Below are 14,411 nucleotides of genomic sequence, written 5' to 3' on the forward strand. Positions count from 1 at the left end.
GATGCCTTTTGCTAATAATAAATCTTTTACAAAATAATTATTACAATCCACAGAGTAAATTACTCTATAAATAAGATAACATAAAAATTGTATTATTCAATTAATTACATATTATAATTTAATTGAATATTCAATTAAGTTGTTAAAGAATTATATTGACAGCGCTTACATTTCGAATTAGTATAAAAGCAGATAAAAGAAAAGGAGGGAAAGTAATGATTGAGAAAGCGTATCCGATAGCCTTTGAAATAGCAGGACCGTCTGCAATGTTCGCACGACCAGATACTGGTTCTTCACCAGTCTCTTATGCCGTGCCAACCAAGTCAGCGCTGAAAAGCATGTTTGAATGTGTTGTCATGTCAAAGGATGCTTATTTTGAGCCGCAGCGAGTTGAGATCTGTTCACCGATTATTTATCACAAGTATGTGAACAATTATCAAGGCCCATTGAAAAAGAGCGGAACTGTAAATTATCAGATATTTGCTACGGTATTAGAAAATGTCTGTTACAAGGTGTACGGTGTGATTAAAGCATATAGTGCACCTGAACATAAATATAACGCACAGCATCAGCTGCAAGAAGTATTTATGCGGCGTTTAAAGTCTGGACAATTCTATTCAACGGCATTTTTAGGATGGAAGGAATTTACACCAAGCTATTTTGGGCCTTTAAGAGAGTCAACGAAAGCGGATAAAACCCTGAATCTCATCATCCCATCAATGTTAATTTCGATGTATGATCGACCAACAAATGGTCATGTTTCACCATCATTTGTTCAAATGATTGAAGTGCGGGAAGGTGTGGTCAGATATGATTAATGAGCTCTACGGATTAAGCTTAGCTTTGGAAAAGCATCATTTGCTGCAATCGACGACGCACCCTAATGTGACGCAAGTTGGGAAAAGTGATGTGATAATTGTGGAGGTTAATGCAAAAGGTGAGCCAAAAGGTCTGCGTTTTATTCAAAAAGCAAAGATGCCTGAACTTTGGAAGCATAGTAAGGGGAATCATAATAGCTTTCCGGCAATTCGTATCCAAAAACCATTATTAGCTATATCTGAAAGTAAAAAGATTGATGAAGCAAGTTGGAAAAAAGCAAAATTGACTGAAAAAATAAATCTTCTCTTATCACTTGATTTTAATGCCATGAATGCGAATTCAAATGAAATAATGATCTCAGAGTGGTCTTTGAATGAGTTAAAACCAGTCATCGAAAGTGATTTACCAGAACTTGCTGCATTAAAAGATTTACTTAATGCGTTTCCGTCGAATCAAGCAAGCCAGCATGAATTTTTAAGCCATCTTTTACAGCTAATGCATGATAAAATTGTAGACTGCAATGATGAAATGATGCTTAACAGTTTAAAACTAGTATTAGTAGGTCAGAAAGAATCAAATGGCCGCTATAAATCAGGAATCATGACTTATTATGACGCGTATGGAATGCTTAAGTATGAGAATTATGTGTTTTCAAAGGATACGCAAAAAGTATTGGTTCAATTATTAAACAGCTTTGAAAATCGTGAAGATGTACAAGAGAAGGCAGCAATAAAATCACCATTAAGTGGTAAGCAGACAGTAGGTGTCGGTGCTAAATATCCTAACCCTAACCTGCCGCTGCTTGGCCTTACCTACTTATACTCTAAAAAAGCTGATACCCCGTGTCTTTCTCGTTATCAGTTAACGGGTGCAAAAGCATATCAAGCAGGTAAATCAGAGATTAATAAAATCAATGATGCGATCTCCTTTTTAACGCAGCCAGATAATGAGAATAAGACTTGGCGTGCTGTCAGCGACAGTAATAGCGATAAGCAAAATTTGCTGCTAGCTTATATACCAGATGAACCTCAAAATGATGCTTTTTTGGCAAAAATACTAAGTAATCCATTCAGTTATGAAGATAATAAAGAATTTTCAAGGGTGCACGCTGAAAGTGCTTATAAAGCTATTTGTGAGAAAGTTCTTAAGGATATGGAGGGTATTTTAAATAGAAATAAGGAGGCCAAGGTTTGTTTGATACTTTTAGGAACATTAGATCCAGGCCGCAAACAGGTTATTTATGAAAGTGCTTTTAGCGTTGAACAATTAACTGAAAATATGCGATTATGGGACAGTGCTTTAAAGAACTACCCGCCTTATGAAATTAAGATTTGGAATAAAAAGGAAATAGCCAATTATGAATTCAATTGTCTTGGACCGGACATGCTATGCCGATTATTCAAAACGAATTATAATCGGTCAGGGAAAAATAATACGCTGCCGCAGAGTGATGTCACTTTACAAGAGATATATAATCTCTATATGCCAAGCTCATTAGAAATAAGAAATGAAGAACTAATTGATCATTTCTTACAATTATCTGTAAATAAAGCTAAATATTTACTTAGCGATATTGGTCAACAGTTGACTTTAGATCATATTTTATCATCTTCAATGAAGACACAGGCTGAGAATGCCGCAGCATTTATGTCCCTTTATTCAGTTTTATTATATCTGAAAGGGATTAGAAAGGAGAATTACATGTTAGATGCACCATTCAATATAGGTCAACTTTTGAAATTGGCTGATATGTTGCATAAAGAATACACAATACAGGTACGAAACAATGGCAGCAAAACTGCATCTTTACCGCCACAGTTAATGGGAAATGAGTTATTGCCAATTGTTTCGGAAAAACCTTTAGAAGGCTTAGTCAGGCTGAAGGATCGTATCCGCATTTATCAAGCGTGGGCTTATACGGCTATGGGTGAAAACAGTCGTAAGGCAAAATGGATACTCGCTCGTTTTGAAGAGATCTGTTTGAAAATTGCTGAAAATGAAATACCTGAAAATTTTACAACTGCTCAGCAAGCTCAGGTTTTACTTGGTTATTTAGCAGTTATTCCTAATGAAAAAAAGAAAGAAGCCAATAATGGCAAGATGGAGGAAATTACAAATGAATGAATTTATTAATCGAGGTACGGGGCTTTTACTTATTGATGTGACAAATTCTAATCCTAATGGTGATCCTGATCGTGAAAGTGATCCGAGAATCAGACAAGATGGCTGTGGTGAAATATCACCGGTTTCTTTTAAGAGAAAACTTCGTGATTTAGTAGAAGCAAAGGATTCTCCGCTTTGGCAAGAACTCGCAGAAGAATTGGATTTACCTAAAGAAGGTTTTGATATTATGGAAAGTAAAAAGACAAGACGAGCTGATGTTAATAAGCTTTCTTTGCAAGAATTACTTGATAAATATTGGGATGTACGTGTATTTGGGTCTACTTTCTTAGAAAATGATAAAAATGAAAATGAATCATTTATTGCTTCGGGGGTAGTGCAATTTGGTTTAGGTGTTTCTTTAGATCCAATAAGAATCGAACGAATGACAACCACTAAGGTAATGCCGGTAGAAGAAGGCAAAAGTAAAGGGATGGCACCGCTTGCTTATCGTATCGTTTCATATGGCTTATATGCAATGCCTTTCTTTGTGAATGCTACGGCAGCGCATAAAACACAATGCACAAAAAAAGATATTGAATTACTTTTACGTTTAATTCCTCATGTATATAAAGAAACTGCTTCTTATATTCGCTCACAAGTTGATATTCGTTATGCTTTTTATGTAGAACATAATCGTGCACGGGGTACTTATAATGATTTTCGGATTATAGAAGCGTTAACACCAAAGCGTATAACGGGTATGAGTGGACCTGCAACTTCATGGCATGATTATGATGAAGCAGTGCTGATGCAAAGTCTTGATGAGTTAAATGTGAAACTTATTGGCAAAACAGCGCCAGTTATTGATTTGATGGAGCAATTATGAGCCTGCTTGCTAGAAGTGCAGGGGATAGAAATCAGGAACAAACGTACTCTGATCATATTCGAGAAGTCGTGACAAAATCACTTGATAACTTACATGCCTTGGCCTTCTATGTTGGTGAGGATCGAACAGAACTTTATGAAGAGATTTTATGGAATGCTGCTGAGTATCATGATTTGGGAAAATTGAACGCTCAAAATCAAGAGGTCTTGCATGAGAAAAACAGAGCGAAAAAATTACCGATTAATCATCGTGATGCAGGTTTGAAGTTTTTACTTGATAAAGATTCAGAAAGAATTGAGGCAACCTTAGTATATGCCCATCATCGGCCAGGATTGCCTGATCTTGTGAGAGAAGAAGTAAAGGACTCACCATTTCGTTTTACGGATTGTATGTCTGATAGTGAAGCTCATTTAGAAGAATATTTGCAAATGCATAATCAGGAATTAGGCAATTCTATATTGAAAACAAAGAAAACAAAGAGATCAAAAACAAAGAGATCATCAATGGAATACAGAATGCTATTGAGTTGTCTTGTTGACGGTGATTATACAAGTGCTCAAGGGTATGTTGAACCACTGAGCGTTTCAACTCGCTGGAGTGAAAGAATTGGAAAGCTGGATCAGTATATTACGAATTTGTCAAATGAAAAAGAAAATAATCAGAGAAATCAAATGCGTAAAAATATGTATTATGCATGCAGAGATGCAGATACGGACAATCCGATAGAATATTGTGGCAGTCCAGTTGGAACAGGAAAAACAACGGCGGTAATGGCACATATGTTAAAAGTTGCGGAAAAGTACAAGCTACGGCATATTATTGTAGTATTGCCGTATACCAATATCATTACTCAGACGGTAAAAACTTTAAGAGATGCTGTTGTTTTAGAGGATGAACAGGGTAAAGAGCAAGAAGTAGTGGCTGAATTGCATCATCAAGTAGATTTTGATAATTCTAAATACAAGTATTTAGCAACCACATGGCGAGCGCCAATAATCGTAACGACCGCAGTTGAATTTTTTGAGACACTTGCGAGTAATCAACCAGCTAAATTACGTAAATTACATCAATTGACAGGCAGCGCGATAATTCTCGATGAATATCACACGATGCTTCCACTTAAATTAATGCTCCCCGCTTGGCAGTGGCTGAACGATTTAACATCTGAATGGGGATGTCATATTTGTATGAGTTCAGCGACACCTATTGAATTCTGGAAGATTAAGAAATTCAAAAAAAAATCTAATCAGTCAGTATCATCTCTGCTGCCGCCTGAAATTAATAAGCAATTATCCGAATTTGAACGCAAGAGAGTCACTCATAATATTCTTAGTGAGAAACTATCTCTCTATAAGAGCGTCATGGAATTGAAAGAACATGTAGAGAAATTTTATGGCAGCAAAATAGTATTATTTAATACTATACAAAATGCTGCATATTTTGCTAATTATTTGAAAGCAAATGGTTGTGATGTATTACATTTGTCAACTGCGCTTAAACCTGAAGATCAAAAAGAGATTATCAAAGAAGTTAAGCATCGATTAGAGAATAAAGTTGAGTATCAAAATTGGTATCTTGTGGTTACAAGTGGTGTTGAGTGTGGATTAGATATCTCATTTCATTATGGTTTTTGTGAGTTAAACTCTTTACAGAATTTGCTTCAGTTGCTAGGAAGAATATGTCGGGAGAGTGACTTTGAAGATAGTTTTTTAGAAGTATTCAAAATAAGTGATGATCATTTTGTGCCTAATTCATCATTTGAAATATCAATTGAAATTTATGAAGAGATGATGAAGTTAGATGAATTAAAGGATTGTTCTGATAATGAGTTAGTGTCAATTGCATTTAAGGAAGAATGTAAAAAGAGTGATGAATTATCGGAAGAAATTTGTGATGGAGATCTTTCTTGTGAATTTGAAACAGTAGCATCAAAATTTAAAGTGATTGATGAAGATACAGTCACTGTTCTAGCTGATAAAAAGCTTGCAGAAAAAATACGATCAGGTAAATTTGTTTCAGCAACGGAACTTCAAATGGGTAGCGTTAATATGAGAAGAAGTGTTCAGAAGAAATTAGGGCTGCGGGATAATGACATAATGTTTTTATCGGATAAGCAGTATGATAATTTTATTGGCTACATGAAAAGCTTAGTTTGATATTATTAAATTATTGAGTGCGAATGTGAAGTGAACATGAATTTCCTGGGGGATTCGCACTTAAAATAGAGGTGAAACATTCAGAAAGAATGAATATTTAAGATTGTTTTGAGCCTTTGAAATTGAAAACTTAAAGAAAAAGCTTCTTTTTTAGTAAAATCATTACTAATTTGGTAATATTTTGCTGTCGAGAGTCGCAGGACTCTTGTGGATTGAAATCAAAATGCTCAAGCCAATCGTTGATCTTTGATTTTGTCGAGAGTCGCAGGACTCTTGTGGATTGAAATGTTTTTAAGACCATGTATAGATCCTTATCAGATAGTCGAGAGTCGCAGGACTCTTGTGGATTGAAATACGTTTTTGCTCAAAGTCATTGGTTGCATCATAGCGTCGAGAGTCGCAGGACTCTTGTGGATTGAAATACGTTTTTGCTCAAAGTCATTGGTTGCATCATAGCGTCGAGAGTCGCAGGACTCTTGTGGATTGAAATTAATTATTTTGAATAATTAATTAAAGCAAAAAGCGTCGAGAGTCGCAGGACTCTTGTGGATTGAAATTGCTGTTTAGCACTGACTGTCTACCAGCCTCATAGTCGAGAGTCGCAGGAATCTCGTGGATATTACAATACAACAAAAAAATACATCAGCACAGATGTATTTTCTTTATGGTATGTCAAGCAGTGCATAAATCTTGGTGGTGCAAGTCCACTATGGGGCATGCATCGCAATCGTCAACCATTAGCCGTAAATGTGGCGGATATATGGGGAGAAGGATACATAACCTTATCTCGGGAGGTATTGTTAGTGAGAAGTAGAGATACTCTCGTAGTAACAATGAATGGCAAGAAGCATAGTAAGTAAGCCGAATGTTATAAAATACCCAGGCTTTAGTTTCTACAAGGACAACCAGACACAAAATTACAAAGTAAGACTATATGAAGTATTCATTGCAAAACCAAAAGAGAAACTGAAACAACGTACATTAAGAAGCTGTTGAGTATATGTTTATTAATGATAAAAACAGTTAATTACAGGAAGATAAATTATTGGTAAAATTAGGGGTAGAATTTCACAAAGTACAACCATGGGCATACTCAAGAAAGATTTACACAAGATGTGCAAATAGTTTTCTGCAAGTGGTTATTCGCAATATAGCGTTAAAGAAAAGAGGTCTAGTATTATTACTAGACCAGTATCAGTTGATACATATTTAGAATAAATCCGAACCGCTGTATGCCGAACGACACATACGATGGTGTGAGAGGACGATAATTGAAATAATAAATTATCTCCTACTCGATTATATTTATTTATACAAATGAATCAAACCATTATCGTTTAGATTTATTACAATAATCAGCAGCATTGGCATTAGGAAGATACCTAGAAAGCCAAATAATCGAGCGCCTAAGTACATACATAACAGCATCAGCAGTGGATGCATGCCTAATTGTTTACCTACAATTTTTGGTTCTACCACATTACGAATTAAAGTAATGATTAAATAAACAATTAATAATCCCACCGCAAGCTTTGTTTGCTTCACAAAGAATACATAGATAATCCATGGGATCATGATGCCACCTGTGCCGAATACGGGTAATAAATCAAAGAGTGCGATTAAGAATGCAATAATAATCGCGTTATCAATCTTAAGCAGACTTAAACCAATGGTTAATTCAATAAAAGTAAGCAGCATCAGTTTCATATAAGCAATTAGCATAGAGGAAGCTGACCCAGTGATATACGATTTTATACTCAACAGCAAATGTTTGGATTTATCACTTAGTTGCCGCATTAGAAAATTTGTGATTTTTCGATAATCGAAACTGAAAAAGAAAGAGGATAAAATTGTAAAGAAGAAACTAATGACTCCGTTAGGGACTGAGCCAGCAAAATTGGTCAGCATATTTAAGAATCCCTTTGATGCTGATGTGATGATACTTGATAAGGTTTCATTAAAATTCATTAGTAAATTTTGTACGGTTTCCCATATATCTGGATGTACCTCACCTAATGTTGACTCAAGAGAGGCAAACGCGGCAGTTAATGATGGTTCAAACTGAGTCTGATATAGGTCAGGAATGCGGATGATAAAATCTTTAGCAAATCCATAACCCTTAAAGCAAAGGTAAGCTACACAAGTGCCAATCGTTGCATAGAAAAGTATAAATACAACAGCAGCGCATAATTTATTTGGTAAATGTGTTCTTTTAATCAACGAGCGAATCATTGGCTGCAGCATAAATGCAATTGTAAATCCCAGGATAAAGGGCATGATCCAATAAATTACATATCTTAGAAAAACATAAATTAAAAATAAAACGATGGCATAATAGAAGAAATGAATTATAAAAGCTCGCTGTTTTTCAAGATCCAAAATTATTCACCCCACTTTTCAAGCTTTTTCTTAATTACTTCAGCTGAATTACGAATGTTGCGCAGCCGCTCTGAGACAATCTGGTTAGGGAATGCCTTGTTCAGACGCAGTTCAGTATAAGGCTGATGTGCCTGCATGGCTTTGAATTTAGCATTAACACGTTCTAATACTTGCTTCAAACGTTCATCGGCATCTGTACTATCAAACATTGCTTGCAGCTGTACAGAAAGCGGTTCTTCATCATTATAGCTGAAATCATGGATAACCTGCCGCAATTCCAAAAGACAATCTTCAATCTCTGCAATATCTTTATTCTTGCGTAACTGAGCTTTTATTGTATTAAACAGATCATAGGCGAATAATAAGAACAGAATGAGTGAAACCCATGCCTGATAATGCAATGGAATTAAATTAATTAAATCACTCACTTGTGGATGCAGAACATAGATTACAAATAAAGACATAATCCCGAATAAGGTTGAGTTTAGCAAACATACACGACCATTGATATTAAACTTGTAATGTGAATAATCCCACCATTTTTTATTAAATAGCTTTTCCATTACAAAGCTTGTGACATATTCAAGCAGACTGGTCAGCATCATGCCAAGAAAGAAGACTAATACAGGATTATTCAGATATCCGTCCAGAAGTACCGTAACTATCAAAGCACCAAATCCATAGATTGGACAATATGGGCCGTATAAGAAACCGCGGTTGATAAATTTCTTAGCTGGAACAGAGCAATAGATACACTCACAAATCCAACCTCCGAAACTGTAAATGAAAAAATATAGAAAATAATTTAAGAAATTACTCAAGAACTTCACCTTCTTTCAGAACGTTATCGAAGAATTGATTCAATAGCTGTAATCCTTTTAATACGCAGCTTTGATCCTCCTGGCTGAATGCCTCCCATGACAGCTGGCACCGTTTTAGCATTAATGTTTCAATAGAATTAATGATAACAGCACTTTTCTCGGTCAGGGCCAGCTGAACGACACGCTCATCATTGATACTGCGAACCTTCTTCAGCAATGCCTTCTGTTCTAATTTTTTACAATAGGCGGATACATTGCCAGCATCCAATGCCATGACTTTAGCAAGCTTTCCCACGGTAATTTGTCGAACTTGCTGAACTTGGCGTAATAATTGAAATTGTAGGAAAGTCAGGTTGTATTTTCCCAGATAAGGATTTAATAATTCTTGCTGAGATTCATTGATTTGACGGCTTAATGTTTCAATCGTTGTATGATAGGATAAAAAATCCATAATTAACCTCCTTTATATGTATATTACATATTATATGATTCACATATAAGAAGGTCAATGGTTTCTTGTATAAACACATACTTTCGCATATTTGAACTTTGGTCAATGAAGATAATAGAAAATAAAAATACATCAAGGTGAATGTATTTTTATTTTGAATGATGATGTTTTTATTTTATACTTTTGATTCAAATAATCCACAAGAGTCCTGTGACTCTCGACATGGTTTCAGTCAAAGATGCTGTTACATAATAAGTCATTTCAATCCACAAGAGTCCTGCGACTCTCGACCTCGTCGCGGTCATCAAGCTCATAAATAAGTGGCAAATTTCAATCCACGAGAGTCCTGCGACTCTCGACCTAATGTGCTGCTGCCGGCATTTGGCGAAGAAGTAATTTCAATCCACGAGAGTCCTGCGACTCTCGACGCACCGTTATGCGTAACTACTCAAACGGCATATATTTCAATCCACGAGAGTCCTGCGACTCTCGACATTTCAAGCCGATGATGATTTGTTAGAATTAGCTATTTCAATCCACGAGAGTCCTGCAACTCTCGACGAAACAGAAATAAAAAGCAGGCTTATACGGCTATTATTTCAATCCACGAGAGTCCTGCGACTCTCGACCTAGAAAGAAGTGAGGTGAGCGATAAATGATATTTATTTCAATCCACGAGAGTCCTGCGACTCTCGACCCCATTGCGTCTGCATCAATGTCTAACTTGGCAAATTTCAATCCACGAGAGTCCTGCGACTCTCGACAGCAAAATATTACCAAATTAGTAATAATTTTACTATAAAAGAAGCTTTTTCTTTAAGCTTTTAATTTCAAAGACTCAAAACAATCTTAAATATTCATTCTTTCTGAATGTTTCATCTCTATTTTAAGTGCGAATCCCCCAGGAAATTCATGTTCACTTCACATTCGCACTTATTGATTTTTTTAAAGACATGCTTTCACATGTCTTATATTGAATATTATACGATACCTTGTGCCTGCATGGCTTCTGCAACCTTTACGAAACCAGCAATATTTGCACCAGCAACATAATTACCTTCAGCGCCAAATTCACGGGCTGTCTCATCGACTGTCTTAAAGATTGAAGTCATGATTGATTTAAGCTTATCATCAACTTCTTCAAAGGTCCAGCTGTAACGCATTGAATTTTGTGACATTTCTAAACCTGAGCATGCAACACCGCCGGCATTGCTGGCCTTACCTGGCGCATAGAGTACGCCCTTTGATTGAAGCATATGAATTGCATCAGGTGTTGTTGGCATATTTGCCCCCTCAGCAACTGCAAAACAGCCATTTTTAATTAATGTCTCAGCACTCTCCTTATTCAGTTCGTTCTGGGTAGCACATGGCAGTGCAATATCACAAGGAATTGTCCAAATAGCTGCACAGCCCTCCAAATATTCTGCATTCGGATGAGTTTCTAAATATTCTTTGATCCGTCCGCGGCGAACCTCTTTTATATCCTTCACCAAGGCTAAATCAATACCATTAGCATCATGAATCACACCATTTGAATCAGACATAGCAACTACCTTAGCACCTAACTGCGTAGCTTTTTCACATGCATAGATGGCAACATTGCCGCTGCCTGATACGAGTACCGTCTTACCTTCAAAACTTTTACCGTTTTGTTTCAGCATCGCATCAACGAAATAGCACAAGCCATAACCGGTAGCTTGAGTACGAGCCAATGAACCGCCCCATTTTAAACCTTTGCCGGTTAATGTACCAGTAAATTCATTTTGGATGCGTTTATACTGTCCAAACAGATAACCGATCTCTCTTGCTCCAACGCCGATATCCCCAGCTGGAACATCTGTATCAGGTCCAATATGACGATATAATTCGCTCATGAAGCTCTGACAGAAGCGCATTACTTCACCATCTGATTTACCTTTAGGATCAAAATCACTGCCGCCTTTACCGCCGCCGATTGGCAGGGTAGTAAGAGCATTTTTGAAAATCTGTTCAAAACCAAGGAATTTGATAATACTTAAATTCACCGATGGATGAAAGCGTAAACCACCTTTATAGGGGCCGATAGCAGAATTAAACTGCACACGGAATCCGCGGTTAACCTGTACATTTCCCTGATCATCTACCCAAGGAACTCTAAACAATATCTGACGTTCAGGTTCTATTAAACGTTCCAGCAAACTATCTTTTAATAGCTCAGGGCGTTTTTCTTCGACTAATTCCAATGATTCCAGCACTTCTTCAACAGCTTGCAGAAATTCTGGATCATTAGGATTGCGGGTGATAAGCAATGCTTTGGCTTTTTCTATTTGTTTCATAACGATACCTCCGATATAATCATTATAAACAGTTTTTGAAGAATGAAAAGAAAAAAATTATTTTCTGACAAAATTCTATCATTTTCATGAAAAGTATTCATTAGAATAAAGCTGGTGATAAAAATGACAGCTTCCGAATTAAAAATCAATCAGCGGGCAATAATCAGTAAACTTCATTTAAAGCTTAGTGATCGCCGCCGCTGTTTTAATATGGGAATCTATGAGGGTGTCAGTATTACATTGATAAAGAAGGCTCCCTTTAAAGATCCCTATCTTTTTTCAGTCAACGGGAATGAAATCTGCATGCGGCAACAAGACGCAAAAAGAATTGAAGTGATTCTTTCATGAATTATACCGTAGCCTTTGTAGGCAATCCCAATGTGGGGAAGAGCGCGTGGATCAATGCCCTCAGCAATGCGCATTTTCAGGTTGGCAATTGGCCGGGTGTAACGATTGAACGCAAAGAGGCAGTGATTGATTTTGCTGGTGACAGCTATCATCTGATTGATCTGCCCGGTGTTTACAGCCTTGATGAACAGACCAATGAGGAAGCGGTAACCAGCCGCTTTCTTGCGGAAGAAAAGATAGACTGCATTGTAAATGTTGTTGATGCAAGCAATCTTTCCCGCAATCTGATGCTGACTGTAAAGCTTAGAGAACTGAATATCAGCATGGTTTTATTATTTAATTTCATGGATGAGGTAAAGAAGCAGAACATTGTAATTGATCAGGCGGCAATCAGTCATCGCTTAGGTTTGCCGATCTATGCCGGCAGTGCTTTTGATCATCAGCGTGAACCGTTAATGAAGCAGATCCAACAGGCATGCCGAAATCAGTCCTTTTACCATCCTTTATTAGATGCGGAAAGCGACCGTTATTTTGTTTACTTGTTTGATTTAATTCATCAAGCGATGCCAGAGCTGGATGATCGTCAGGCAGCACAAGCGGTTTATGCGTGTTTTGAAGGCAAGGCACAAGCTTTGAAACAGCTGATGGATCAGGGGCTGAAACTTGAAAGCTTGAATCAGATGACCATGGAACGGCTAGAGAAAAATCAGATTGAAGCGGTTGCTTCCTGTATGCGTTATGTGAGTCAGCGTGATGAGAAACGTTATCACATGACACATAAAATTGACGCTGTGCTGCTGAATCGCTGGCTGTCCTATCCGTTGCTGATTTTATTCTTTGTTTTGTTATTAATGATTGTTTTTAATGGTTCACGCCCTTATATTGATTTTATAAATCAGTTTTTTAATGAATTTCTCGCTAATTATATTCGCTTCTATTTAGATTTTCTGCCTGTTTCAATTCTTGATTTAATAATCAGCGGTGTGCTCGGCGGGGTGGGCGGTGTTTTGTCCTTTCTGCCGTTGATGGCCTTATTGTTTTTCTTTCTCGGCATTTTGGAAGAGAGCGGATATATGGCCAGAGTAGCGTTTCTTTTAGATAAAGCCATGCGTGCCTTTCATCTTTCCGGCAAAGCCTTTTTGACATTGCTGATCGGTTTTGGCTGTAATGTGCCGGCAATTTATGCGACAAGAACACTGGATAATCAAAAACAGAAGGAATTGTGTGCGACCCTGATCCCTTTTATGAGCTGCAGTGCCAGACTGCCCGTATATATGCTTTTTGCATCGGCATTTTTTCCGGATCATACCGGTGCCGCCATCATCACTGTCATTGGCTTTGGTATTTTAATGGCATTGATTTTAGCACTGGTGGTAGCGCATTTTAAGGGTCATCAGGAAACGACGATATTTTTGCTTGAACTGCCGGTTTATCGTATGCCGCGCTTATCGGTATTGCTGCAAAAGGTAGTGCGGGAAGTAAAGAGCTTCATTCATAAAGCATTCACGGCTGTCTTATTGACAATGATGTTGCTATGGGCGCTTAGTTATTTTCCTAACGGCGATGTAAAAACCTCCTACATTGCAGATTTCTCCCGTCATGCAGCTGTATTGTTTGAACCGCTTGGTTTTGGCACCAGCTGGGAAGCGGTCGCTTCTTTACCGGCGGGAATCAGCGCCAAGGAAAGTGTGGTAGGCTTTTTATCGCAATGCCTGCTTGATGAAGAACCTGAAAGGATTGAACCTGAAATTGGCCGTGATTTGAGGGAGCAGGGAAAGCTGCTGTTAAATGCCGTAAAAGAGAGCACAATGCAGTTGTTTACGGTTGAAAAGCAAGAGGGGAATAAGGCGCTGAATACATCGATTCAGCAATTATTCACTGATCGTTATGCACCGCTTAGAGCCTTTAGCTTTATGGTTTATATATGCTTAACAATTCCTTGTATCATGGCAATGAACGCATTATATCAGGAATATGGCTGGAAGCTGCTGCTGCGTTCAATCATTATTATGCTGATTGTGCCATATGTTGTCTGTCTATTGCTTTTTCAGGGACTAAGTCTTTTGCTGTAAGGATTTTTGATTGAAACAAAGGTTTAGCTGTGATAAACTTAAACCAGTTGTTGACACTGGA

At 37.3% G+C, this 14,411-nt stretch carries 10 protein-coding genes and 2 CRISPR repeat arrays; of the genes, 6 read left to right on the plus strand and 4 right to left on the minus strand.

Annotation, left to right across the window (positions count from 1 at the left end; all coding sequences use genetic code 11):
• Positions 1–215: 215 nt before the first annotated feature.
• Genes cas5 through DAHG_RS06155 form a run of 4 tightly spaced genes read left to right on the plus strand, consistent with a single transcriptional unit; the run spans position 216 to position 5,964 of the window.
• On the plus strand, positions 216–818 hold the full coding sequence (gene cas5 / locus DAHG_RS06140) for a CRISPR-associated protein Cas5 (RefSeq protein WP_022937464.1): 603 nt from the start codon (positions 216–218) through the stop codon (positions 816–818).
• Complete coding sequence (locus DAHG_RS06145; protein WP_022937465.1) at positions 811–2,943, plus strand: hypothetical protein; 2,133 nt, start codon at positions 811–813, stop codon at positions 2,941–2,943. Before cas5 ends, DAHG_RS06145 begins: the two co-directional genes overlap by 8 nt.
• Complete coding sequence (locus DAHG_RS06150; RefSeq protein ID WP_022937466.1) at positions 2,936–3,808, plus strand: type I CRISPR-associated protein Cas7; 873 nt, start codon at positions 2,936–2,938, stop codon at positions 3,806–3,808. Before DAHG_RS06145 ends, DAHG_RS06150 begins: the two co-directional genes overlap by 8 nt.
• Complete coding sequence (locus tag DAHG_RS06155; RefSeq protein WP_022937467.1) at positions 3,805–5,964, plus strand: CRISPR-associated helicase/endonuclease Cas3; 2,160 nt, start codon at positions 3,805–3,807, stop codon at positions 5,962–5,964. Before DAHG_RS06150 ends, DAHG_RS06155 begins: the two co-directional genes overlap by 4 nt.
• 186 nt (positions 5,965–6,150) lie before the next feature.
• Positions 6,151–6,521: direct repeats of the CRISPR family, unit length 33 nt; unit sequence GTCGAGAGTCGCAGGACTCTTGTGGATTGAAAT.
• 748 nt (positions 6,522–7,269) lie between these two features.
• Here DAHG_RS06155 and ytvI read toward each other — a convergent pair.
• From ytvI to gdhA, 4 genes are all read right to left on the minus strand, one after another.
• Entirely contained in the window at positions 7,270–8,343 is a 1,074-nt protein-coding gene (ytvI, locus tag DAHG_RS06160) for a sporulation integral membrane protein YtvI (protein ID WP_022937468.1), read from the minus strand.
• Positions 8,344–8,345: 2 nt separating this feature from the next.
• Positions 8,346–9,164: a putative ABC transporter permease gene (locus DAHG_RS06165; protein WP_022937469.1), complete on the minus strand. Its 819-nt coding sequence runs from the start codon at positions 9,162–9,164 to the stop codon at positions 8,346–8,348.
• Positions 9,157–9,615, minus strand: coding sequence for a transcriptional regulator, SarA/Rot family (locus tag DAHG_RS18945; protein ID WP_022937470.1), 459 nt, complete (start codon positions 9,613–9,615; stop codon positions 9,157–9,159). Before DAHG_RS18945 ends, DAHG_RS06165 begins: the two co-directional genes overlap by 8 nt.
• A 258-nt stretch (positions 9,616–9,873) precedes the next feature.
• A CRISPR array of direct repeats spans positions 9,874–10,379; the repeat unit is 33 nt; unit sequence ATTTCAATCCACGAGAGTCCTGCGACTCTCGAC.
• 216 nt (positions 10,380–10,595) lie between these two features.
• Positions 10,596–11,930 (minus strand): NADP-specific glutamate dehydrogenase, encoded by a 1,335-nt coding sequence (gene gdhA, locus DAHG_RS06175; RefSeq protein WP_022937471.1) that lies wholly within the window; start codon positions 11,928–11,930, stop codon positions 10,596–10,598.
• A 123-nt stretch (positions 11,931–12,053) separates the two neighbouring features.
• Between gdhA and DAHG_RS06180 the strand changes: the two genes are divergently transcribed.
• Positions 12,054–12,278 (plus strand): FeoA family protein, encoded by a 225-nt coding sequence (locus DAHG_RS06180; RefSeq protein WP_022937472.1) that lies wholly within the window; start codon positions 12,054–12,056, stop codon positions 12,276–12,278.
• Positions 12,275–14,350, plus strand: coding sequence for a ferrous iron transport protein B (gene feoB / locus DAHG_RS06185; protein WP_022937473.1), 2,076 nt, complete (start codon positions 12,275–12,277; stop codon positions 14,348–14,350). The genes DAHG_RS06180 and feoB overlap by 4 nt, the downstream gene beginning before the upstream one ends.
• The last annotated feature ends 61 nt before the right edge of the window (positions 14,351–14,411 follow it).

The sequence above is a fragment of the Dielma fastidiosa genome, from assembly GCF_000313565.1.
Classification (GTDB): Bacteria; Bacillota_I; Bacilli_A; order Erysipelotrichales; family Erysipelotrichaceae; genus Dielma; species Dielma fastidiosa.

Excerpts from the sequence above, each read along its gene's own strand:
- DAHG_RS18945 (WP_022937470.1), bottom strand. The coding sequence starts at position 9,615 with ATGGATTTTTTATCCTATCATACAACGATTGAAACATTAAGCCGTCAA.
- DAHG_RS06155 (WP_022937467.1), top strand. The coding sequence starts at position 3,805 with ATGAGCCTGCTTGCTAGAAGTGCAGGGGATAGAAATCAGGAACAAACG.
- cas5 (WP_022937464.1), top strand. The coding sequence starts at position 216 with ATGATTGAGAAAGCGTATCCGATAGCCTTTGAAATAGCAGGACCGTCT.
- DAHG_RS06150 (WP_022937466.1), top strand. The coding sequence starts at position 2,936 with ATGAATGAATTTATTAATCGAGGTACGGGGCTTTTACTTATTGATGTG.
- DAHG_RS06145 (WP_022937465.1), top strand. The coding sequence starts at position 811 with ATGATTAATGAGCTCTACGGATTAAGCTTAGCTTTGGAAAAGCATCAT.
- DAHG_RS06180 (WP_022937472.1), top strand. The coding sequence starts at position 12,054 with ATGACAGCTTCCGAATTAAAAATCAATCAGCGGGCAATAATCAGTAAA.
- gdhA (WP_022937471.1), bottom strand. The coding sequence starts at position 11,930 with ATGAAACAAATAGAAAAAGCCAAAGCATTGCTTATCACCCGCAATCCT.
- feoB (WP_022937473.1), top strand. The coding sequence starts at position 12,275 with ATGAATTATACCGTAGCCTTTGTAGGCAATCCCAATGTGGGGAAGAGC.